This window comes from Candidatus Nanosynbacter featherlites, from assembly GCF_037013405.1.
GTDB classification, from domain to species: domain Bacteria; phylum Patescibacteriota; class Saccharimonadia; order Saccharimonadales; family Saccharimonadaceae; genus Nanosynbacter; species Nanosynbacter featherlites_B.
Genome location: NZ_CP146064.1, coordinates 128,995 through 150,125 on the forward strand (window position 1 = coordinate 128,995; position 21,131 = coordinate 150,125).

The window sequence follows — 21,131 nt, forward strand, 5'->3', positions numbered from 1 at the left end:
CTGCTGTATAGTTAATTACTAGTTACGCGAATGTTCAGGTGAACCTCTGGCGATACACTGCAAAACGTGCGAGGGCAGTGAAAAATCAATCGAGTGTAGATAGATGTGTCAAGATCTTGACCTATCGGTTGTGCACTCAAAGTGTGAGGCACTGATCATTAACAATTTGAAGAGAAGAAATTGAGTTTTTAATTGACGGTATTAGTTTTGGTAAATTCCAATTACTAGTTAAGTCAATGCATAAAAAGGTACTCAAGGGCACTAAATGGATGCCTAGACGTATATTACCGATGAAGGACGTGGAAGACTGCGATAAGCCTCGGGAAGCTGTCAACAAGCTTTGATCCGGGGATTTCCGAATGGGGAAACCCAGCATGAGTCATGTCATGTTGCCACTTGCTGAACACATAGGCAAGCGAGCGGGAACCATCTGAACTGAAACATCTTAGTAGGATGAGGAAGAGAAAGTAAATAACGATTGCGAAAGTAGTGGCGAGCGAAATCGCAACAGCCCAAACCTTTTAAGTTTTTGCCTATTTATTTAGGCAAATAAGTTGATAGATGAATACTTAATAAGGGGTTGTGATATTACATATGACCAAGTCAGAGCATTTGAATTCGTTCAAATAATCTGATTTGCGATACCAGGCTATCAACTGGTAGTAAGGTAAGAAAATGGCGTGGTTAGCAGAATAGTTTGAATGACTAGCCAAAGAGCGTGAAAGCCGTGTACGCGAAAACGACGCTGACCTTATGTATGTTTTATCGAGTAGGACGGGGCACGAGAAACCCTGTTTGAATCTGGCTGGACCACCAGCCAAGGCTAAATATAATATACGATCGATAGTGAACTAGTACAGCGATGGAAAGGTGAAAAGAACCCCGGGAGGGGAGTGAAATAGATCCTGAAATTTAGTGCCTACAAGGAGTCGGAGCCGGCTTGTCCGGTGACGGCGTGCTTTTTGTAGAACGATCCAGCGAGTTAATTTTTACAGCGAGGTTAAGTCAATTGACGGAGCCACAGTGAAAGCGAGCCTGAATAGGGCGTTTAGTTGTAAGGATTAGACCCGAAACCGGGTGACCTAACCATGAGCAGGTTGAAGCCACTGTAACAGGTGGTGGAGGACCGAACCAGGATACGCAGCAAAGTGTTTGGATGACTTGTGGTTAGCGGTGAAATGCCAATCGAACTCGGAGATAGCTGGTTCTCCTCGAAATAGCTTTAGGGCTAGCGTCGTGTTAGTAGCACATGGGGGTAGAGCTCTGTAAAGGACTGGGGCGGGCAACTGTACCCACCCTTAACAAACTACGAATACCATGTGTGTAACCACGGCAGTTAGAACATCGGTGCTAAGATCGGTGCTCGAAAGGGAAACAGCCCAGACCATCATCTAAGGTCCCTAAATTAACGTTCAGTGGGAAACAAGGTGAGATTTCTTAAACAGCTAGGATGTTGGCTTAGAAGCAGCCATTCATTTAAAGAGTGCGTAACAGCTCACTAGTCAAGAGATCTTGCGTGGAAAATGTAACGGGGCTAAAACGTTATACCGAAGATATGGATGTCAGATTTATCTGGCGTGGTAGAGGAGCGTTCCTATCAGCGGTGAAGTCGAATCGGAAGGTTCGGTGGAGCGGTAGGAAGTGAGAATGCTGGAATGAGTAACCATAAGAGAGGTGAGAATCCTCTCGGCCGTAAGAGCAAGGTTTCCTGAGCCATGGTAATCATCTCAGGGTTAGTCGGGCCTAAGCCGAGGCGCAGAGCGTAGGCGATGGACATCAGGTTAATATTCCTGAACCGGTTAAGTTTTGTACACTGTTCACGGGGAAGTAATCGAAGCGGATTCATGGTTTATCCGTCCAACCAAGCGGGAACGCAAAGGGAGTGAAAGTGATTCTTCGGAGTCGCGATTTTGGTGAAAGCCCTGGCTAGAAAAGCAGGTGTACGCGTGGACTTAGCCGCCCGTACCGCAAACCAACACAGGTGCTCGAGTCGAGTAGACTCAGGCTTACGAGCGAACCTTCGCTAAGGAACTCGGCAATACAGCGACCGTAACTTCGGGATAAGGTCTGCCCCCACTTCGGTGGATATCAGCCGCGTTCACTCAGTGAATAATAGGTTAAAGAGTACATTTTTAATCACAAAACGAATTTTCTGAGATAGAGCAAACAAAATTGTTCTTTTGAACGCGAATCTCTGACATCTAACGATGTGGGGGCCGCAGCAAAAGAGCCCACGGAACTGTTTATCAAAAACACAGGTCTCTGCTAACACGAAAGTGGATGTATAGGGGCTGACTCCTGCCCAATGCTGGAAGGTTAAGGGGAGCGCTTCACGGTGCGAACTGAAGCCCTAGTCAATGGCGGCGGTAACTATAACCGTCCTAAGGTAGCGAAATTCCTTGTCAGGTAAGTTCTGACCCGCACGAATGGAGTAATCATGTGGGCACTGTCTCAGCGAAGGACTCGGTGAAAGTGCATTGGCGGTAAAGATGCCGTCTGTCCGTACCAGGACGAAAAGACCCCATGGAGCTTTACTACAGCTTTACATTGAATACGGTTTCAACATGTGTAGCATAGGTGGGAGACTTTGAAGCAGATACGCCAGTATTTGTGGAGTCACCAAGTGAAATACCACCCTTGTTGTGATTGTGTTCTCACGCTGACCGTTATCCGGTTAGCGGACCGTGTATGGTGGGTAGTTTAACTGGGGCGGTTGCCTCCTAAAGAGTAGCGGAGGCGTTCAAAGGTTGGCTAACTTCGGATGGAAATCGAAGTGATAGTGTATGCGCATAAGCCAGCTTGACTGTGAGGAGTACATTCCAATCAGAGACGAAAGTCGGAGCAAGTGATCCGCTGTACGTACATTTGTACATGAATGTGGGATCGACAGCGCAAACGGATAAAAGTTACCCTGGGGATAACAGGCTTATAGCGCCCAATAGTTCACATAGACGGCGCTGTTTGGCACCTCGATGTCGGCTCATCACATCCTGGAGGGGGAGCACCTTCCAAGGGTTCGGCTGTTCGCCGATTAAAGTGGTACGCGAGCTGGGTTCAGAACGTCGTGAGACAGTTCGGTTTATATCCGGTATGGACGATAGGAAACTTGAGAGGATCTACCCCTAGTACGAGAGGACCGGGGCGGACGCACCTCTGGTGTATCGATTGTGGCCACCTGCTGCATTGTCGAGTAGCTATGTGCGGATTAGATAAGCGCTGAAAGCATATTAAGCGCGAAACTAACCTCAAGATAAGGTTTCCCTATGAGGACACAGAAAGACTATCTGTTTGATAGGCGCAAGGTGGAAGTGCAGTAATGCATGGAGCTAAAGCGTACTAATAGTCCCATTGCCTTTTTATGTCCTTGTCCGTGGAGTTTATGTTTGCATAAACATTACGGATAAGGTAGATTTGACTAGTAATTGGTGTGTATCATCACACTATAGTTGATTAAAAATTCATCCGTGCAGAAAGTTGTTGGACATCGAAGCAAGGCTTCCCCGGGTTGCCTGAATGGAACCTATGAGGAGCAAGCCTTACTTCGGTGCCCATGGCGAGGAGGAAACACCTGTTCCCATTCCGAACACAGAAGTTAAGCTCCCCAGCGGCGATCATACTGCGAAAGTGGGAAACTAGCACGGTGCCGAATTATATAAAAACCACCCGAATAGGGTGGTTTTTATTATATAAACCTGTTTATCATTATCTTTATGTATTTAAGTAACTATTCAAACAACTAACAAACAAAATAGCGCCCTTGAACGGGGCGCTTTTATATATTCTCGAATCTCGCAGAAGACGAGAACTGTGTGGTGAACATCACTACTCTTTGAGTGTAACCTAATATGTAGATAATGTAAATATTGACAAAGTATTAGCAGTATGCTATTATGTACTCATAACACATATCATGTGTGATATATAAAGGTGAGGGTTTCCACAATAATGCATGTGGAAATCTTTTTAATAGTGGAGGAAAACTTTCATGGCAGGAACAAAAGCAGGTGGTAAGAAAGCGGCAGCTAAAAATTTGGCAAAAGACCCAAACTTTTACGCAAAAATTGGTGCTAAAGGTGGACGTAACAGTCGTACTGGCGGCTTTGCTGCTAACCCAGCATTGGCTCGTATCGCTGGTGCTAAAGGCGGCAGGATTTCACGTCGCCGCAAGACAACAGCTGTCTCAGCTGACTAGTTAAATCTTATTTTGGTGATCGGTAACACACCTTGGAATGCCAGGTGTGTTATTTTATTGTGCGAATTAGGCGGCAGGTTCTTGCCTCATTGACCTGCCACTGGACGTGACAATGCATGCAAGAATAGGTATCTTTTGCCTTCTGTAGCCCGATAGCTCCGCAATGAGGACAACTACTGCGGGAGGTGAGCCATGATCGATAGGAATCAAGCGAGTCCTGGACAACATTGTCGTCCATAGTTAGCGATACACCATAGCGTGGCGCTAGAACCTTAGTGCAGTATTCCCAGGCCTCTCGCTCCATCTCTATGAGCTGAATGTCTCGAGAGAAGGTCTGGTGACCAAGCTCGGCGTGAGCAATCTCGTGAAGTAGCTGAGCAGGCGAATGATGCTTAGTATCAACTGTAATCGTTTTAGCGGCTGGTGTCCAACTAAAATCATCACCAGTAGTGATGGTGTAATTCGGAAAGTCACGCCTAACTAACAGGAGTAATTCATCGATCGACATAGTAAAACTAGTATAGCATGTTACTTTACAGAGGTGGAACAGATGTGCTATAATGACTCGTAATAGACAAATGTGCAAATGTGGAGACTAGTATGAAGCAAATCAATCGACAAAGAGGCTCAGTGATGACTTTTACGGTAGTAGGAGTAGTATTGGCTATTTTGGCGCTTGGGTTACTCTATACTGCTCGCCAGCAAGATAACAATGCTGTAGTGCCTGTAGCGACAGATAACAATTCACAAAAACAAGAACTTGTCCAAAAAGATGAAAAATCCGAACAAAACAAATCTGAAACATCTAAGCCAAACACCACGACCAACACCCAGTCAAATAACTCACAAAAACAAGAACAGCCTAAGAACCAGTCTACGGGCAATGCTCAGAAGCCATCAGTGACACAGCAGCCCGCCCCTACTACTCCGACTGGCCCTGCCACTCCAGCTGCTCCTGCAGCCGCTACTAATGGCAGTAGCACTGCGAATCTACCGACAACCGGTCCAGCTGATCACATCGGGGAGTTATTGATCGTTGGCGTTATTCCGGGTATGGCAGTCGCATACGCCCGTTCTCGGAAGGTTGTATAGCCTCTCTTTGACTTTTGCTAACAGATTGTGGTACTATAAAGATAGCTTGATGTCTACTTTTTTAGTGTGACTCAAAAATATTAATTTTAAGGAAGGAGTCTGAAAAGACTTATGGCAAACGCCACAATTACAATGGATGACCTGCTGGCACAAGCAGGAGATAATGTTAAACAATTGACAGCTGGTGAAGTGGTTCACGGTACAGTTTTGTCAGTAAAGAAGCACGAAGTGTTGATTGACCTGGGGCCGTTGGGCGTTGGTTTGGTTCCAAGGCGTGAAGTTGGTTTTTCGAAGACTTGCGCTGTTGGTGACGAAGTTACCGCAAGTGTCATCGACACAGAGCTTGATAATGGCTATAGCTTACTGAGCTTACGCAAAGCAGCGAAGGATCGAGGTTGGGATGAAGTTGCTGAGAAGCTAGAAAGTGGTGAAATCATCACGATTACCCCGTATGACGCAAACCGCGGCGGTTTGTTGGTTGAATACGAAGGGGTTCGTGGCTTCTTGCCAGTATCTCAATTGTCAGCTGAGCACTACCCACGAGTTGGTTCGAGTGATAAGGATGAGATTTTGCAACGCTTGAACGCATTGGTTAATGTTGAAATGAAAGTTCGCGTATTGGACGCTGACCGAAAGGCTAACAAGTTGATCTTCTCGGAAAAAGAAGCTATCAAAGAAGGATTGGCAGAGCGATTTAAGCAATTGTCAATCGGCGACACAGTTCGCGGTGTCGTTACTGGTGTTGTTGACTTTGGTGTGTTCGTGAATGTTGAAGGTATCGAAGGTTTGGTACACATCTCAGAAATCAGCTGGGAGCGCGTCAGTAGCCCAAGCGACTACGTGAAAGTTGGCGAGACGATCGAAGCAAAGATTATCGCTATCGACAAGGATCGTTTGAGCCTCAGCATGAAGCAGCTAACTCCAGACCCTTGGTTGAAGGAAGTTGAACAATTCAAGTCAGGTGATCAAGTCGAAGGAACGGTTACTCGCATCACTCCGTTTGGTGCTTTCGTACAGCTAAGTCCAGCAGTTGAGGCATTGGTTCACGTGTCCGAACTAGGTGGTGACGGCACTGATCCAGAGAAGGTGTTCACTTTGAATGAGCGCAAGAGTTTTACGGTGCTCGATATTGATAAAGAGAGTCGTAAGATCTCTTTGACACTTGGTGAAGCAAAGAAAAAATAATTAGAACAAAATCCCTGAGGCGTGGTGACGTACCAGAGGTGAGAGGAGCTTATTATGGCAGAAAAAATCGTCAAAATTGCAGATTCAGTAACTGTCGGTGAGCTTGCAGAGACCCTTGGTTTATCCGTGACCACGCTGATTGGTGAGTTGTTCAAAAACGGTATCGCCGCAACAATCAACCAACGCCTTGATTTTGATACCGCTCAGATCGTAGTGGAAGAACTTGGCTTGGATGTGCAGCTGGAGCGCAAGCAGGCGGCTGCTACAGATACACCATTGCGTCATGTGCATCAGTTGACAGACAAAGCTGTAGCGCGCCCACCTATCGTAGCGGTTATGGGACACGTTGACCACGGTAAAACGAGCTTGCTTGACGCCATCTTGGATAAAAAGACTGCTGAGGGTGAAGCTGGTGGTATCACGCAGCATATTAGCGCTTATCAAGCGGAGCGTAACGGCAGAACAATCACACTACTTGATACACCTGGTCACGAAGCGTTTGCTGCACTAAGGCAGCACGGAGCGGTTTTGACTGATGTGGTGATCATCGTGGTGGCGGCCGATGATGGTGTTAAACCTCAGACGGTGGAAGCTATCCGGTTTGCGCGTTCTGCGAATGCAAAGATTGTGGTGGCGATTAACAAGATCGATAAGGATACCGCTAACCCACAATTGGTAAAGACGCAATTGGCCTCTGAGCATGGACTTAACCCTGAAGAATGGGGCGGTGACACGGTCATGGTTGAGGTGAGCGCCAAGACAGGTCAAAACCTTGATAAATTGTTGGACATGGTCTTGTTGGTGGCTGATATGGAAGATCTGCGTGCGGACGTTGATACACCAGCGGAAGGGCTGGTGATTGAAGCGCACATGGAGACTGGTCGTGGTGCCGTGGTTGGTTTGTTGGTGGAGCATGGACAGCTGAAGCCATCGCACTATTTGGTTGCAGGGACGGCTTATGGTCGCGTGCGTACTATGTTGGACTTTCGTGGCAAGGCCATGAAGCTAGCGGGTCCTTCAACACCAGTGAATGTGACAGGATTTAAGGAATTACCACAGTTTGGGGATAGTTTTGTCATCGCGAAAAATGAAAAGGAAGCACGACAAATGGCCGCTAAAGCCAAATTAGAACAGGAACGTCGTGCAGCAACTACCAATGTGACAGGCGCTGACATCCTGAAGATGATGAATCAGAAGCATGATGCACAAGAATTTAACGTCATCATCAAGGCTGATGTGCAGGGCTCCCTCACCTCGGTTATTGATAGTTTGAAATTGATCGAGACAAATGGTGAAGTCGAGTTGCGGGTAATTGGTCATGGTGTGGGTAATATCTCCGAAAATGATATTCATCTGGCAACTGGTGAAAATACTGTCATTTACGGTTTCAACGTTGATCTGCCTCCTGCTGTTAAGCGGTTGGCTTCTCGCGAGAAAGTAGAAGTACGCCTGTACCGAGTGATTTATGAGCTACTGGATGACGCAAAATTGTCTATGGAAAACCTTCTGGCTCCAGAAGTGGTAGAGACGGAGGTCGGTGCGCTTAAGGTGAAAGGTGTGTTCCGTACGATGCGTGAAGAGGTGATCGCTGGCGGTGAAATGATGCGTGGAAAGGTCTCAAAGGGTCTTTTGGCTCGTTTGAAACGTAAAGGTGAACAGATAGCCGAAGTTGAGGTTTCAAGCGTACAGCGCCAGCAGCAAGAGGCTAAAGAGGTATTTGAAGGTGAAATGTGTGGCTTGAGCCTGAAAACCGCCAAGAAAATTGTGGTAGAAGAAGGCGATGAACTCGAGTTCTTTACGCGTGAGCTGGTGAAGAAGACGCTCTAGGTAGAATACTTAAGCAAGGTTATTGACTTTTTTGACAATTTGTGCTAGTATTTCTTTAGAGAAAAACTCCAACTAATCTTGGCGCATCCAAGTGAAAGGAACCACCACGAATGAATAAAGAAACGCTTGCATCACGTTCGACTACTGAAGACTATTTAGCAGCTAATCAAGGTCAGCTTGACTCTTCTACGAAGGAATATTACCGCTGGAGGCAAGAGTTAATAGATCGAAATACTGCAGCTGCTCCTGAAACTTCTACTGATGATAGTTCCGCTGAACCTAGTCCAGAAGCTACTTCGACCGACACTGAGCTTGGTAAATACTACAAAGAAGTCGTGGACCAAAATGAGGCTTGGCAAACGAACGGCACGGATACGGCTTCTGCACGGGAATTATTCAACTATTATGATAATGTAGATAAATATTTGCAAAAAGCTGGAGAGAAGACTGCCTCAGTAGACGAAAATCCTGAAGGCTTGAGCCTGTACGAGCAAGCACAACGTGATAAGTACTTGGGTGATCAGTATGACGAGGGTGAAGCTTCTCTGACGAAGCCCTCAGTGAAGGACGAGAACCCTGAAGGCTTGAGCCTGTACGAGCAAGCACAACGTGATAAGTACTTGGGTGATCAGTACGACGAGGGCGAAACTGCTCAGTTAGCCGAAAAGAGCAAGGCGCAGCAGGAACTAGAAGCGGCAAGGCTGGCGTTTGCTAAGGCGCGTGTTGATGTAGAATCTCACTTCTTTAAAGAGTGGTTTGGCGGAAAGAAGCGTAAGGAAGCTCTTCAGGAAGCAGCAGACAAGCTAAAGGCTTGTGAGTTGGCTGTCGCCAAGGAAGAATTGGCAGAGCAGATTGACCAGTTGAACCAGCTTTCAGGTGAAGAATTGGCAAAACAGCAGGAACTGTTGGCGCAGATGATGGCGGCTCGTGCCTTCCAAGGCATGCAAGAAACTGCTCAGAAGACGACAGAAGTATATGATGAAATGCTTGATCAGCGCTTTATGCTTAATGAGGGCGAAGAGTCTAAGTTCAAGAAAGTTGCTGGCAAAGTGAATAAGTTTGCAGCGTGGTTCAAAAAGGGTATCACGAAGGCTGGTGATAAGGCCACGAGTGGTAGTAGCTCATCTCAACTGTTGAAGCTTGGTGCTGGTGGTGCAGCGGCCGGTGCAGTAACCGCTGCCGTTGCAACCTGGCCAATCACTACGGCGGTTGGTTTGGGCGCAGGCCTAGTAACAGCTGGAGTGGTCAAACAATCGGTACTAGAGTCACATCGCGGTGAAGAGCGCGTAACTGATAACTCACGGGATGCCTGGCAGGACGTGTTTAAGCAGGGTGCTAAAGATACCGAAGATACTGATGAAATGATGGAATCTATGGTCGACACCTATGTCGATAGTAGTCAGAAATCAAGTGAAGAGCGTCAGGAGCGACTTCGTCGGAAAGTTCGCTCGGCAATGAGTAAGGTAGCTATTGGTTACGCCGCAGGTAGCATTACTACAGGAATACTGAAGTCAACAGTATTTGGTGCTGAGAGCCATGCTTCTGGTGCGCAGCATGATAATATAAATCATACTTCAGGCAGTGAGAGTACTACTGGTACAGAACATACACCTGACGCCCCTAGTGCAGAATCTACCGACGCTGGTTCTGCCACACAGCCAGAGGCTCCTTCTCCAGTTGGTAGCTACGAATATCCATGGGACTGGGCAGTCGAGCAGTTTGGTCCTGAGAATGCAACAAGTAAGTTACATGAGTTGGCAGAAATGGCTCAAGCAAACGGTCATTCAATTGAGTGGACTGCCAACTTGAATGGTACGGAGTCACTCGCAGTGGACGGAATTTCTCAAACTGATGAGGTTTTGGCAGTACTGAAACAATTTATGTAGAATAGTTACATAAACAGTAAGATACAATAACACAAAAAGGAGATATAAATGTTTGAAATTACTGATGAATTCTTGGCACAGGCTGGTTTTGGGATGTTGCCACCAGAAGCAAAAGAACAGATGCGGCAGAATGTGACCAATAGCGTGCAAGCAAAGATTACTGATCAGCTGTTAGCGGCTGTCGGTGAGCAAAAATTGGAAGAATTTGAGGCATTGCTGGACAGTGAAGATGTACCAATGCTGCTCAACTGGTGCCAGGGTAATGGCATTAACTTAACGGAAATCGTGCAGAACTCAATGAATCAGACGATGGTTGAGCTGCAGACGCTGCACAATGATGCGCTTAATATGGTGCGTGAATAATAGTAATGAGTAGGTTATAATGGCAATCTTTCGGGATTGCTGTTATAATTTAATGGAGAGTATAGACGAAAGAAAAGGAGGACTATGTTCCAACTGAATGACGAATTTCTCAAAGAGCTCGGGCTGGATCAATTGCCGGAGGAGCAGCGCAAGCCGTTTTTGCAGCACATCTACAGTGAGCTGGAGCTTCGCGTTGGTGAGCGGTTGAGCCAGGGTATGAGCGATGCGCAACTGGAAGAATTTTCTGGCATCATTGATAAGCGTCCGGGAGCGGTAGATGATTTTTTGGCGCGTCATGTCCCTAATTTGATGCAAGATCCAATGTTCCAGCGTTTGGTGCAGGTTTCTGGAGTGCCGATGGATGATCCGCGCTTACGAGACGAATTTGCGGCAACAAAGTGGCTGGAAGTGAACCGACCAGATTATCGAGATGTCGTTGCTGCTGTTTTGGAGGAGCTGAAGCGAGAGATTGTAGCGAATCGTGACGTGATTTTGGCGGCTGATTCTGCTGCTTCGCAAGCAGCAGCTTAGCTATGCGGGTTATTGATGTTTATGACCGCGGAGAAACGCTTCTGCGGTCATTTTTTTGCCGCTTGGTGCAATGAGTTCGTCAATAATGAGGAATTGTCCATCATGGTAGCACTGATCTAGGGCGGTTTTTGGAGCGATATCAGGGTGAGCTTTGGTGATGATGAGGCGGAGACCGTCAAACGTCATAGTAGAGCGGGGGAAACCGAGATAGGCTCTGACTCGCGCGGCTGCTTGTTTGGCGCTGAGCGATTGTGGGTCGAGGGGCGAGTCTTGCTTTGACAGTAACTTACAGTAGGTAGCGATGGATTCCTGCTGCGGTTTGAGGTGTATGTCACCGGATACGATGCGAGGTAATAACTCTACCAGGCGTTGTGAACCCAGATTGAATAATTTGCAGTATAGTTCATCACGAGATTCATCACCAGAGAGTAAAATAGATTCTTGGTGGTAAATTGGTCCTGCGTCCATCTGGGCATCTAATTTTATCAAGGATATCCCGGTGTGGGAGTCTAGGTTGGTCATGGCAGCTTCAATGGGCGATGGACCACGGTATTGTGGCAGGAGTGATGGGTGAAGATTGATGATGCCGGGGTTGAATAAATCGATGATTGACTGGGGTATTATTTTGCCATAGCTGACCAAAACGCCTACGGGCGATTTGAGTGTTTGAATGGCTGGTGAGATGTCTTTCAGATTGTTTGGCTGCCAGACGGGAATATTGTGCTGGTGAGCGTATGTTTTGACAGCAGGCTCTGACAGTTTACCGCCCCGACCTTTGGGTGCGTCAGGTTTGGTGATGACAGCAGCAAGGTGAAATTTTGCCTCATGAAGCGCCTTGAGGGTGATGAGACTGTGCTCTTCGGTGCCAAAAAATACTATCTCAGGCATGATTATCCCCAGAGGTCGGTATTATCTTTGATGCTTGTGTCGTAATTGAGGGGCTGTAATTCACCAGAATCATCAAGGGTGTAAAATGCATCGTGTGTATCACGGATGTGGTCAATGAAGACGATGCCGTTAGTGTGGTCAATTTCATGTTGCAATACACGCGCTAAGAAACCCTCAGCTTTAAAGCGGATCTCGTTACCTTCCAGGTCTAAGGCTTTAACGCGAACCTTGGTGTAGCGTGGTACTTTGCCGTAGATGTGTTTTACGCTCAAGCAGCCTTCAAAATCAGCTACCAAGTCGCCTTCGTATTTGACAATTTCTGGGTTGATCAAGGTCATGAAGTCGCGAGTTTTTTTGTTATCAAAGTCAGCTCGGACAATGACGACTCGCTCCAAGCGATCTACTTGCACTGCTGCGAGAGCGGCACTGATTTCATGTGGTCGTGAATCCTCCCAATCTAACGCAGCACTGGTCATGTCGTCAGACAGTTTTTGTATATCATCAGTAATGACATGGATGCGATGAGATTTTTGACGCAGATGGGGGTTTGGTAGGGCAATAATGTCGTCTCTAGTCATACATCAAGTATATCAGAGGAGGGAAATCGGGTCGAGTTCGAATTGCCAATGTTGTGGTGGCATGTGAGCTAATATGGCGACTAAGTCATCACGTTGGGGACTTTTGAGCAGCAGTTGCCAACGGTAAGTGTCACGCACTCGTTCATAAAACGCAGGTGTTGGTCCTAAAATTTGTACTGTTTTCGGTGCAACTGATTTGAGGGTAGATGCAAGTTTTTGAGCATTGCGAATGGCAGCGGCTTCGGTTTTGTATACACAGGTGAGTTTCAAAAGATGGGTAAATGGCGGAAATATGGTTGCTTGTCGTTGAGCTATTGTGCGTTGATAAAAATCAGCGTAATTTTGCGTGAGGCCGTCTTGGATGGCTGGGTGTTGTGGTTGGTAGGTTTGGACAACGACGGTCGTTGCGTGATGCGACCTACCAACACGTCCGACTACCTGAGCAAGTAGTTGGAATGTACGTTCGGCGGCTGCAAAATCAGGAAGTGTTAGTCCTGTGTCTGCTTGCACTACGCCAACAGTTCGTAGATGTGGTAAGTCTAATCCCTTGGCGATCATTTGCGTACCGATGATGAGGTCGATAGTGCCCTCTTTAACGTCTTGGTATAACTTTTCTACGGTTTGATCGCTAGGAGTGTCTGCGTCAAAGCGGGCTATGGTTTGCTGAGGAAATAATTTGCTCAATTCTGTCTCGATGCGCTTGGTGCCAATGCCTTTATGGATGATGTCGGCATGTTGGCATTCGGGGCAGACCGTTGGGACGGTCGCGTTATATCCGCATATGTGGCAAACAAGTTGATGTTTGTCTTGGTGTAGTGTCAGCGGCACAAAGCAGTTAGGGCAGCCAGCTTGCCAGCCGCAATTTTGACACAGGGTGATTGTGGTGGTGCCACGACGATTGTGAAAAATGAGTGCTTGCTGACCATCGTTGAAGGTTTGTTGGAGTTGAGAAAGCAGGGCGTCTGATAGGAAGAAGTGCTGAGTAAAATTATTGCGCTTGGTCATGTCAACGACTTTGACAGTGGGCTTGACGGCATCTTGGCGAGCGGGTTTGGCCATGGTGATGATGGGTCGGTTGCGTTGCTCAGACAAATAATAGTCAGCGATGCCGGGAGTAGCGCTACCCAGAACTAACTTGGCGCTATGGCTCTGCGCCAGCACGGCAGCAGTGCGCAGTGCGGAATAGCGGGGGGATTGTTCTTGTTTGAAGCTAGGTTCGTGGCATTCATCAATGGCGATAAATCCGAGGTTATGTATGGGCATGAATAGGGCTGACCTTGGGCCGATGACCACGACGGGCTTGTTGGCGTTCAAAACGTGTAGCCATGCTGCATGGCGTTCAGCCTCAGTCTGGCGAGAATGAGTGACAATTACATTGTCGAGATGTTCTGTGAAGGCTGATACCAATTGGGTCGTCAGGGCTATTTCTGGAATTAGTATAATGGAAGACTTTCCCTCAGCTGCAGCGCGTCGGGAGGCTTCAATATAGACCAGGGTTTTGCCGGAGCCGGTGACGCCGTGTAGCAAAGCCGTTCCACTGGCCATGGAATCAATGATTTTCAGGGCTTGGAGCTGATCTTTGGTGAATACATTTTTTGTTCGATTTTGCACATTGACAGAGGTGAAATCTACGGATTTTCGTCGCTTTTTGGTGATGCCGCGTGGTAGAATGGTTTGCCAGACGGTGGCAGGATGTGTTGCGTAAAATTGGCTCATCCAAGTGTGCAATGACAGCAACTGGCTGGGTAGTGGCGGCTGATCGACGACCGAAATTATTTCCCGTGTGTCGTATGGTGGTTGCGATATTTTTTGCAAAACAACACCAACAACAACCTTCTTGCCGACGGGAATGGTCACAATAGTTCCTGGTGCTAGTTCTTCATGTGAGGCATAGGAAAAGCTGTCAGCGTCAGCGCGGACAATCGTAGTTGGAGACACCTCGTAGTATTGCATAGCTATTATTATAACGCTTCATCAATGCTACAATAAGCATATGTATTTTCAGAGTCGCATGCAGGCGGGCGTGGAGTTGGGGCAGCAGTTGTTCGAAAAATATCGTTATGAAAACTGTGCAGTGCTGGCATTGGGTGAAGGCGGTGTGTTGGTCGGTGAGCAGATCGCGGTCAGGCTTCACTGTGTTTTGATGATGCTATTGTCAGAGAGTATCGATGTTCCTGGAGAGGGGTTGAGCTTTGGCGCCGTTTCTCAAAGTGGGAAATTCACCTACAACAGTGACTTTTCGTCTGGCGAGATTCGAGAATATACCAATGAATTTCATGGCTATTTGGAGCAGCAAAAACAGCAGGCATACCAACGAATCAATCGGCTGCTGGGTGACGGCGGTATCGTTGACGCGGCATTGTTGAAAGATCGGACAGTTATTTTGGTGAGTGATGGTTTTGGTGATAATCTTTCAAGCCTGGATGTGGCTTTGGGATTTTTAAAATCAATTCGTATTGAAAAACTGGTGGTGGCGTTGCCTGTGTGTAGCATTGCTGCTGTTGATCGATTGCACATCACGGTGGACGATCTGCACATATTGGACGTCAAGGAAAACTTCATGGGAATTAACCATTATTATGAGGATAATGAACTACCTTCACGTGAGGAGACTGTTGCAAAAATCAACCAAGTAATTATGAATTGGCGCTAAAGGACTTGTCGGGTGTTGTAAAATTGTGCTACACTGGAGTTAAATAAAGAAGGGGATGCAGTAAAGAGCACAGGACTATGTTAGACGTTTTTATTACATCGCGGGTGAGGCGTAAGATTGTGGTTGTTTATGCTAAATATCCTGATTTTCACACTCATGTACGTGGGTTGGCGAAGTTGATCAAAGAAGATCCAGGAAATATTCAGCGCGAGTTAAAGAGATTGGAAAAAGTCGGTTTTCTCAAAAGCGAGAAACAGGGTAATTCGCGAACGTATTTCACAAATAAGCAGTTTCCAATTTTCAAGGAGTTGCAGGGAATGGTGATTAAGTCGCAGCAACATGCGGCACGGCCGAAGCGTAGCTCGGTTGATAGAGATTGATGACCTTGTTCGAGCGGATTTTGACGGCTCGTGGTCTGACGACGCGAGCAGCACGTCAGGCTTTTTTGCAGCCGGATTATGCAGCGGTGAAGCATGATCCGTTTTTGCTGCCGGACATGGAAAAGGCGGTGGTGCGGTTAAAACAGGCGTGGGAGCGGGGCGAAAAAATCGTCATTTATGGTGATTATGATATTGATGGGTTGAGCGCCACGGCGCTGCTGCTGGATGCGTTTGGCAAGTTTGGTTTTGAGGGTGTTGATGCTTTCATCCCGAACCGGTTTGTTGAAGGTTATGGTATGACCATGGGTGCGGTGGACAAGGTGCGCGATATGGGCGCGGATTTGATTGTGACGGTGGATACCGGTAGTTTGTGTCATGCAGAGATTGCCTATGCCACCAGCCTGGGGATTGATACGGTGGTGACGGATCATCATAACGTGGCCGAGATGCCACCACCGAGCGTGGCAGCGGTGAATCCAAAATTTTCAGGGCACAGCTATCCATTTCGTGATTTGTGTGGCGCAGGTGTGGCGTTCAAGCTGGTGCAGGCACTACAGACTGAGCTGGATGGCTTGCCTGATGGCTATGAAAAATGGCTGCTCGATTTGGTGGCACTGGGGACAGTGTGCGACATCGTGACGTTGGCTGATGAAAATCGGGCAAACGTCTATTGGGGTTTGGAGGTGTTGAAAAAACAACAACGCCCAGGGCTGAAAGCGTTGATGACGGTGGCGGGTATTGAGCCAGAGCAGGTCAATGCTAGGCATTTGGGATTCGGCTTGGGTCCGCGCATGAATGCAGCGGGTCGGTTGGAGACGGCGCAGTACGCGCTAGATATGCTGGTGGCGCGCGATGGGTTGGCGGCACTGGAGGCGAGTGAGAAATTGGAGGAGCTGAACGTTAAGCGACGCAGCATTCAGGATACGATTTTTGAGGAAGCGTGTATGCAAGCCGAGGAGCTGGCGAATGATCGTGTGCTGGTGGTGAGCAGTGATGGTTGGAATCATGGTGTTATCGGCATTGTGGCGTCAAAACTGGTAGAAAAATATAAAAAGCCGGTGTTTATCATTGGTGAGCGTGGTGAGGAGGCGACCGGTTCGGCGCGTAGCTTTGGTGATTTTTCAGCGGCCGATGCAGTGCGGGCGGCGGATGACATCATCATCAAAGGTGGCGGGCACGGAGCGGCGGCGGGCGTGACGCTGGCGACCGAGAAAATTAGTGATTTTCGCCGGCGCGTTAATGAGTTTTATGATTCGCTGCAGCTACAAAGTCAAGAGCGATATTTGTTGCCGCGAGCTGATGTAGAAATTGATGATTTTTCGGAAATTGACGAGGAGTTGGTGGAGAATTTGGCAAAAATGGAGCCGTTTGGCAATGGCAATCCAGAGCCAGTCCTGAAAATTGCCACGGCAAATGTGTTGAGTGTACGGCGAATGGGCGCGGATGGGCAACACGTTAAATTAGCGCTGCGTGATAAAAATGGTACAGTGTTGCAGATGCTGGCGTTCAACGCACCAGAGGAGTTCTTCCGCGATCCGGGCGACGAGGTAGCGGCGTGGTTTCAGCCAACCATCAACGAATGGCAGGGGGTGCGAACGGTTGAGGGGCGGTTGCTACACGTGGGCGAGGCGGAATAGTCATCATTAGGGCCGTCACAGTGACCACAAGGTTGATTTATATTAATTTATATGATATAATAGAAACCAGTTCAAGGAATAATCCATACTGGAGCACTACGCATATGAATGAAAAATGTAATACAACAATAGATCATGGCTTTGACGACGGCCTTCGTTTAAAACGAGTCAGTCATATAGTGCCTACAGCAGAGGGCACTGAGAACAAGTTGTTTAATGATGGTAAAATAATTCAGATATCGCCAGAAAGGATTGAAGAGCTGGAGGTCAATCCGTGGCTTGATATCAACAAGGACCAGAAAGAAAAAGTTATTGAGCAGGTGAGAGACCCACGCTATATTCGTGGCTTGGGTGGTATCGGAATTGAGGTTGCGATGTTCGGCAAGCTTAATGCAAAAAAGCTTCAGGCTGTGTATTATGGCTGGGGCGGTGCCTTTCGTCATCGGAACGCTCTGCGTGAAGCGCTCGATATGGTTTATGCAAATCCAGATATTGCCTATATGGTAATGAATGGTCCAGGAATCGGTAATTCTGGCATGCTGCCAAAGTCGGTCCAAAAAGAAATCAGGCAGACTGGTAGTTATGCGTCAGCAGGTGAATATTATGCAAAGGTATTGGAACATGTGGCTCGGGATTATGATGAGGTCAATGTAGCTGGGCACTCGCTGGGAGCAAGGGTAGCTACGGGAGTAGTCGCAAATATGACACCAGGGGCAGTATCAGAGCTGCGGTTGCATGATCCAACAGGTACGCGAGAGATGAATCTCGTTGATATTGCTGTCAGCTTTTTTGGAAAAGAAGGAGCAGAGAATGGTAAATATGTTAAGGAGTCAGCTTCTCCAACAGCTAAAGAAGCTGGCTTGATATCACTCCCAGTGGAAGCCCCTCACCGTATTGAATGCATAGGAGGTGTTGGACTTAGTCTAGAGGAGCTGGGCCGTCCGTTTGAAGCACCCGAGAATGGTTGGATTCAGCAGTTCTTGGTTGATCCGTCTGGGTTAACGCGGAATGCATTTGAGAAGGACTTTAGAATGGCAGCTCCAAATGTGCGAGATTCTATCCATATTTTGGTGCCAGAACTGAGCCACCTGAACAAATGGGAAGATATTCAAATGATAGTTGAGCGCGCACGCAATATACCTGGTATTCCAGAAATCGATCAGTGGAATATCCTTCGTCACACACACGCCAATATGAACCAGCCAGCAAGTTTGGCAGCGATATACTCGGTTGTTCTGGAATAGTAATTTGTCAAATATTTCCTCATCTGTTATAATCCAGGAAGTATGGTACAAGTAACACGTAAAGATCAGAAGGAAGCGAACGAAAATATCATTCGTCGTTTCAACCGTAAGGTTTTGCAGAGCGGTGTTTTGGCTCGAGCTAAAAACGTTATGCGCTTTGAGAAACCAATTTCAAAGGCCGAGCGCCGTAAAAAGGCAATCGTTCGTCGTGAACGCCGGGCTGAAAAAACGGCAAAAATGCGCCTGGGAGTGCGTTAATGTCAGCGCTAAAAGCGCGCATCACTGATGAAATGAAAGCCGCTCTTTTGGGCGGCAATCGTTTTCGTGGGGATGTGTTGCGTAATGTTAAGGCAGCAATTTTGAACGAGGAGGTGTCACTAGGCAAGCGTGACGAGGGCCTGAATGACGCCGAAGTTGAAAAAGTTCTGGCTCGTGAAGTGAAAAAACGTGTCGAGAGTGCGGAGCTTTACCGCAGTAATGGTCGCGCGGAATTGGCAGAGCCTGAGGAACAAGAGGCGGAAATTTTGCGAGAATTTTTGCCCGAACAGTTGAGTGAAGCGGAAGTTATGGCGATCGTTGAAGATGTTGTAGCGAGCATGGATGACGTTTCCATACAAAAGATGGGACAGGTTATCGGCGCAGTGAAACAGAAGGTTGGCAATGCTGCTGACGGTGCGTTGATTGCAAGAATTGTTAAAGAAAAACTGACAAAATAGGAGGGAACATGATTATCTTTTTTGGGCCGGCTGGTGCTGGTAAGAGTGTGCAGGGGCAGATTTTGGCAGCACGACATGGTTGGCGTTGGCTGAGTGCAGGGCAGCTGCTGCGCGACACGCACGATGGTGAATTGATTCATCGTATGCAATCTGGCGAACTGGTGTCGGTGGAGATTATCAATGGGTTGATGGGCGAGGCGTTGAATAAAGCTAAGGACATTAACGGTGTGATTTTGGACGGTTATCCTCGTCAGTTGGAGCAGGCTAAGTGGTTGATTGAGTCGCGACCGCATCATGGTCAGGATGTGAAGCTGGTGATTGTGCTGGAAGTGCCACGAGATGAGATTTTAGAACGCTTGCGAGTGCGTGGTCGCGTTGACGACACGCCAGAGGCAATTGATAAGCGGCTTAGTATTTACCGGGGTGAAATTTACCCAATTTTGGACTATCTGAATGACAATAATATCCCAATTATCCATATGAGCGGCGTGGGCACAGTGGGGCAAGTTCATGATGAGATTGAAAAAGAGCTGGTTAGCCGCGGAATCGTTGAGGGCGCCAAATGAGTCAATTGATCACTGGTGAAAAAACGCCACAACAGATGAAAGATATGCGCGAATGTGGGCGGATGCTAGCGACGATTTACGACGAATTGCGGCAGCGAGTAACGGCTGGCATGAGTGAGCTGGACGTCAATGAGTTTGTGGCTGGGCGCATCAAGGATTTTGGCGCGGAAGCGACGTATTTGACAGATGAGGTAAAATTTCCAGGGGTGATCTGCGTGTCGACCAATGAGCAATTGGTGCACTCGTTCCCGACAGACTATGTGTTTGAGAAGGGTGATGTAGTGAGTTTTGACCTGGTGATTGGCTACCGCGGCATGAAAACTGACAGTGCCTTCACGATGGTGGTCGATGAGGAGCCGCGTGGCGCCAAAAAGCATTTATTACACGCGACGGAACAGAGTTTGTATGCGGGAATTGATGCGATCTCTGGTGACGGGACACGAGTTGGTGATATCTCAGCAGCCATTGAAGCGGTGCTGAAAAAAGCGAAACTGGGCATCATCCGCGAGTTGGTTGGTCACGGTGTGGGGCTGGAAATGCACATGAGTCCAGAGATTCCGAATCATGGTCAGCGCGGTACTGGTCCGGTGTTGCACGCTGGTGACACTATCGCTATCGAGCCGATGGCCAGCCTCGGTGGTGAGAAAATTGTTACTGAGGATGACGGCTGGACGATTAGCATGAGAGATGGCAGTCTGGGTGCGCATTTTGAACACACAGTACTAATTACTGAAACGGGTACAGAAATCTTGACGAAACTGTAACAGAATATTAGGTGAAATCAATCTCTGCTAGTATATAGCGCGCTGGACCGTTGACTGTGCCAGTTGCAGCCATACTGAGCGAAGGACTTAATCCATGCTCTGCATACCAATCGTCCTTAGTCTTCCTCTCACACTCCAATGAGTGAACCTTATTCCAAAGCTCCGCTTGTGTCATACCTTTTCGGTATACTTCGATATAGAAGAATGCCTTATTTTTACCACATTGTGCAAAAGCGATACTGTTCTTTAAAGCGGTATTCTTCTGGGGGCCATTTTTGAGGCTGTCCAGCAAATTGCTCGATAAGAACCCAGCATTGACTAGGGCTTTGCCTATGCCGCCCCCATTATTGATTGGAATGCCTTGTTCGGTTGATCCGCCTCCTGGATCAGTATAAAAACCATACGGACTGTAATAACGCATCGGTACCTTATTACCTGCGGTTATATAAGACTTAAACGCTGTCTCGATTTGCTGTAGTGCAGTTTTGGCTTTTGCGTCATAAGCATCTTGCCTGATATATTGATAGGCGATGATGCTAATTGTTGAGAGGATAGCAATAACAGAAATGATGATGATCATCTCCACTAAAGTAAACCCAGGCTTATGAGAAAAAGTACTACGTTTCATG

Annotated in this window: 20 protein-coding genes and 2 rRNA genes; 17 read left to right on the plus strand and 5 right to left on the minus strand. The window is 47.5% G+C overall.

The features are described from left to right. Positions 1 to 241 precede the first annotated feature (241 nt). The 3 genes from V4210_RS00680 to V4210_RS00690 all read left to right on the plus strand — a co-directional run bounded on the left by V4210_RS00680 (position 242) and on the right by V4210_RS00690 (position 4,192). A 23S ribosomal RNA gene (locus V4210_RS00680) occupies positions 242 to 3,361 on the plus strand. 179 nt (positions 3,362 to 3,540) lie between these two features. Continuing rightward, positions 3,541 to 3,649 (plus strand): 5S ribosomal RNA (gene rrf, locus V4210_RS00685). A gap of 336 nt (positions 3,650 to 3,985) precedes the next feature. Continuing rightward, the gene (locus V4210_RS00690) at positions 3,986 to 4,192 is read left to right on the plus strand and encodes a general stress protein (protein ID WP_338520938.1); all 207 of its coding nucleotides are present in this window, start codon (positions 3,986 to 3,988) and stop codon (positions 4,190 to 4,192) included. A 49-nt stretch (positions 4,193 to 4,241) separates the two neighbouring features. Here the strand turns inward: V4210_RS00690 and V4210_RS00695 are convergent, their stop codons facing one another. Continuing rightward, complete coding sequence (locus tag V4210_RS00695; protein ID WP_338520939.1) at positions 4,242 to 4,700, minus strand: hypothetical protein; 459 nt, start codon at positions 4,698 to 4,700, stop codon at positions 4,242 to 4,244. Positions 4,701 to 4,792: 92 nt separating this feature from the next. Here V4210_RS00695 and V4210_RS00700 point away from each other — a divergent pair, with 92 nt between their 5' ends. The 6 genes from V4210_RS00700 (at position 4,793) to V4210_RS00725 (ending at position 11,076) form a co-directional block, all read left to right on the plus strand. Next, positions 4,793 to 5,284, plus strand: a complete 492-nt coding sequence (locus tag V4210_RS00700; RefSeq protein WP_338520940.1) for a hypothetical protein — start codon at positions 4,793 to 4,795, stop codon at positions 5,282 to 5,284. 111 nt (positions 5,285 to 5,395) lie between these two features. Further along, positions 5,396 to 6,469 carry a 30S ribosomal protein S1 gene (locus V4210_RS00705; protein WP_338520941.1) on the plus strand — a complete coding sequence of 358 codons (1,074 nt, stop codon included), beginning with the start codon at positions 5,396 to 5,398 and terminating at the stop codon, positions 6,467 to 6,469. Positions 6,470 to 6,523: 54 nt separating this feature from the next. Further along, positions 6,524 to 8,296 (plus strand): translation initiation factor IF-2, encoded by a 1,773-nt coding sequence (gene infB / locus V4210_RS00710; protein ID WP_338520942.1) that lies wholly within the window; start codon positions 6,524 to 6,526, stop codon positions 8,294 to 8,296. Between the two features lie 110 nt (positions 8,297 to 8,406). After that, complete coding sequence (locus V4210_RS00715) at positions 8,407 to 10,182, plus strand: hypothetical protein (protein WP_338520943.1); 1,776 nt, start codon at positions 8,407 to 8,409, stop codon at positions 10,180 to 10,182. Between the two features lie 48 nt (positions 10,183 to 10,230). After that, positions 10,231 to 10,545, plus strand: coding sequence for a DUF5663 domain-containing protein (locus V4210_RS00720; protein ID WP_138078503.1), 315 nt, complete (start codon positions 10,231 to 10,233; stop codon positions 10,543 to 10,545). 84 nt (positions 10,546 to 10,629) lie between these two features. After that, positions 10,630 to 11,076, plus strand: a complete 447-nt coding sequence (locus V4210_RS00725; protein ID WP_338520944.1) for a DUF5663 domain-containing protein — start codon at positions 10,630 to 10,632, stop codon at positions 11,074 to 11,076. 9 nt (positions 11,077 to 11,085) lie between these two features. On the opposite strand, the gene V4210_RS00730 is transcribed toward V4210_RS00725, so the two are convergent. The 3 genes from V4210_RS00730 to priA are packed head-to-tail and all read right to left on the minus strand — an operon-like array spanning position 11,086 to position 14,495. After that, positions 11,086 to 11,964, minus strand: coding sequence for a methionyl-tRNA formyltransferase (locus V4210_RS00730; protein WP_338520945.1), 879 nt, complete (start codon positions 11,962 to 11,964; stop codon positions 11,086 to 11,088). Between the two features lie 2 nt (positions 11,965 to 11,966). Then, positions 11,967 to 12,542, minus strand: coding sequence for a peptide deformylase (gene def, locus V4210_RS00735; protein ID WP_138078509.1), 576 nt, complete (start codon positions 12,540 to 12,542; stop codon positions 11,967 to 11,969). A gap of 12 nt (positions 12,543 to 12,554) precedes the next feature. Then, positions 12,555 to 14,495: a replication restart helicase PriA gene (gene priA, locus V4210_RS00740; RefSeq protein ID WP_338520946.1), complete on the minus strand. Its 1,941-nt coding sequence runs from the start codon at positions 14,493 to 14,495 to the stop codon at positions 12,555 to 12,557. Positions 14,496 to 14,535: 40 nt separating this feature from the next. On the opposite strand from priA, the gene V4210_RS00745 reads away from it, so the two are divergent. From V4210_RS00745 to map, 8 genes are all read left to right on the plus strand, one after another. Beyond that, positions 14,536 to 15,195 carry a phosphoribosyltransferase gene (locus tag V4210_RS00745; RefSeq protein ID WP_338520947.1) on the plus strand — a complete coding sequence of 220 codons (660 nt, stop codon included), beginning with the start codon at positions 14,536 to 14,538 and terminating at the stop codon, positions 15,193 to 15,195. A gap of 77 nt (positions 15,196 to 15,272) precedes the next feature. Further along, positions 15,273 to 15,575, plus strand: coding sequence for an ArsR family transcriptional regulator (locus V4210_RS00750; RefSeq protein ID WP_138078515.1), 303 nt, complete (start codon positions 15,273 to 15,275; stop codon positions 15,573 to 15,575). Beyond that, on the plus strand, positions 15,575 to 17,212 hold the full coding sequence (gene recJ / locus V4210_RS00755) for a single-stranded-DNA-specific exonuclease RecJ (protein ID WP_338520948.1): 1,638 nt from the start codon (positions 15,575 to 15,577) through the stop codon (positions 17,210 to 17,212). Before V4210_RS00750 ends, recJ begins: the two co-directional genes overlap by 1 nt. A 179-nt stretch (positions 17,213 to 17,391) precedes the next feature. Beyond that, complete coding sequence (locus tag V4210_RS00760) at positions 17,392 to 18,456, plus strand: hypothetical protein (RefSeq protein WP_338520949.1); 1,065 nt, start codon at positions 17,392 to 17,394, stop codon at positions 18,454 to 18,456. Between the two features lie 42 nt (positions 18,457 to 18,498). After that, positions 18,499 to 18,714 (plus strand): 30S ribosomal protein S21, encoded by a 216-nt coding sequence (locus V4210_RS00765; protein ID WP_138078521.1) that lies wholly within the window; start codon positions 18,499 to 18,501, stop codon positions 18,712 to 18,714. Further along, positions 18,714 to 19,172, plus strand: coding sequence for a GatB/YqeY domain-containing protein (locus V4210_RS00770; RefSeq protein WP_338520950.1), 459 nt, complete (start codon positions 18,714 to 18,716; stop codon positions 19,170 to 19,172). Before V4210_RS00765 ends, V4210_RS00770 begins: the two co-directional genes overlap by 1 nt. An 8-nt stretch (positions 19,173 to 19,180) precedes the next feature. Next, positions 19,181 to 19,738, plus strand: a complete 558-nt coding sequence (locus V4210_RS00775) for an adenylate kinase family protein (RefSeq protein WP_138078525.1) — start codon at positions 19,181 to 19,183, stop codon at positions 19,736 to 19,738. Continuing rightward, the gene (gene map, locus V4210_RS00780; RefSeq protein WP_338520951.1) at positions 19,735 to 20,502 is read left to right on the plus strand and encodes a type I methionyl aminopeptidase; all 768 of its coding nucleotides are present in this window, start codon (positions 19,735 to 19,737) and stop codon (positions 20,500 to 20,502) included. Before V4210_RS00775 ends, map begins: the two co-directional genes overlap by 4 nt. A gap of 7 nt (positions 20,503 to 20,509) precedes the next feature. Here map and V4210_RS00785 read toward each other — a convergent pair whose 3' ends face one another. Next, entirely contained in the window at positions 20,510 to 21,130 is a 621-nt protein-coding gene (locus V4210_RS00785) for a type II secretion system protein (RefSeq protein ID WP_338520952.1), read from the minus strand. Position 21,131: the final 1 nt, after the last annotated feature.

What these genes read in the sequence shown, in the direction of transcription:
- map (WP_338520951.1), top strand. Translation starts at nt 19,735, where the DNA reads ATGAGTCAATTGATCACTGGTGAAAAAACGCCACAACAGATGAAAGAT.
- V4210_RS00700 (WP_338520940.1), top strand. Translation starts at nt 4,793, where the DNA reads ATGAAGCAAATCAATCGACAAAGAGGCTCAGTGATGACTTTTACGGTA.
- V4210_RS00785 (WP_338520952.1), bottom strand. Translation starts at nt 21,130, where the DNA reads ATGAAACGTAGTACTTTTTCTCATAAGCCTGGGTTTACTTTAGTGGAG.
- V4210_RS00745 (WP_338520947.1), top strand. Translation starts at nt 14,536, where the DNA reads ATGTATTTTCAGAGTCGCATGCAGGCGGGCGTGGAGTTGGGGCAGCAG.
- V4210_RS00750 (WP_138078515.1), top strand. Translation starts at nt 15,273, where the DNA reads ATGTTAGACGTTTTTATTACATCGCGGGTGAGGCGTAAGATTGTGGTT.
- recJ (WP_338520948.1), top strand. Translation starts at nt 15,575, where the DNA reads ATGACCTTGTTCGAGCGGATTTTGACGGCTCGTGGTCTGACGACGCGA.
- V4210_RS00720 (WP_138078503.1), top strand. Translation starts at nt 10,231, where the DNA reads ATGTTTGAAATTACTGATGAATTCTTGGCACAGGCTGGTTTTGGGATG.
- V4210_RS00715 (WP_338520943.1), top strand. Translation starts at nt 8,407, where the DNA reads ATGAATAAAGAAACGCTTGCATCACGTTCGACTACTGAAGACTATTTA.
- V4210_RS00695 (WP_338520939.1), bottom strand. Translation starts at nt 4,700, where the DNA reads ATGTCGATCGATGAATTACTCCTGTTAGTTAGGCGTGACTTTCCGAAT.
- V4210_RS00725 (WP_338520944.1), top strand. Translation starts at nt 10,630, where the DNA reads ATGTTCCAACTGAATGACGAATTTCTCAAAGAGCTCGGGCTGGATCAA.
- V4210_RS00690 (WP_338520938.1), top strand. Translation starts at nt 3,986, where the DNA reads ATGGCAGGAACAAAAGCAGGTGGTAAGAAAGCGGCAGCTAAAAATTTG.
- V4210_RS00705 (WP_338520941.1), top strand. Translation starts at nt 5,396, where the DNA reads ATGGCAAACGCCACAATTACAATGGATGACCTGCTGGCACAAGCAGGA.
- V4210_RS00775 (WP_138078525.1), top strand. Translation starts at nt 19,181, where the DNA reads ATGATTATCTTTTTTGGGCCGGCTGGTGCTGGTAAGAGTGTGCAGGGG.
- infB (WP_338520942.1), top strand. Translation starts at nt 6,524, where the DNA reads ATGGCAGAAAAAATCGTCAAAATTGCAGATTCAGTAACTGTCGGTGAG.
- priA (WP_338520946.1), bottom strand. Translation starts at nt 14,495, where the DNA reads ATGCAATACTACGAGGTGTCTCCAACTACGATTGTCCGCGCTGACGCT.
- V4210_RS00765 (WP_138078521.1), top strand. Translation starts at nt 18,499, where the DNA reads ATGGTACAAGTAACACGTAAAGATCAGAAGGAAGCGAACGAAAATATC.
- V4210_RS00730 (WP_338520945.1), bottom strand. Translation starts at nt 11,964, where the DNA reads ATGCCTGAGATAGTATTTTTTGGCACCGAAGAGCACAGTCTCATCACC.
- V4210_RS00770 (WP_338520950.1), top strand. Translation starts at nt 18,714, where the DNA reads ATGTCAGCGCTAAAAGCGCGCATCACTGATGAAATGAAAGCCGCTCTT.
- def (WP_138078509.1), bottom strand. Translation starts at nt 12,542, where the DNA reads ATGACTAGAGACGACATTATTGCCCTACCAAACCCCCATCTGCGTCAA.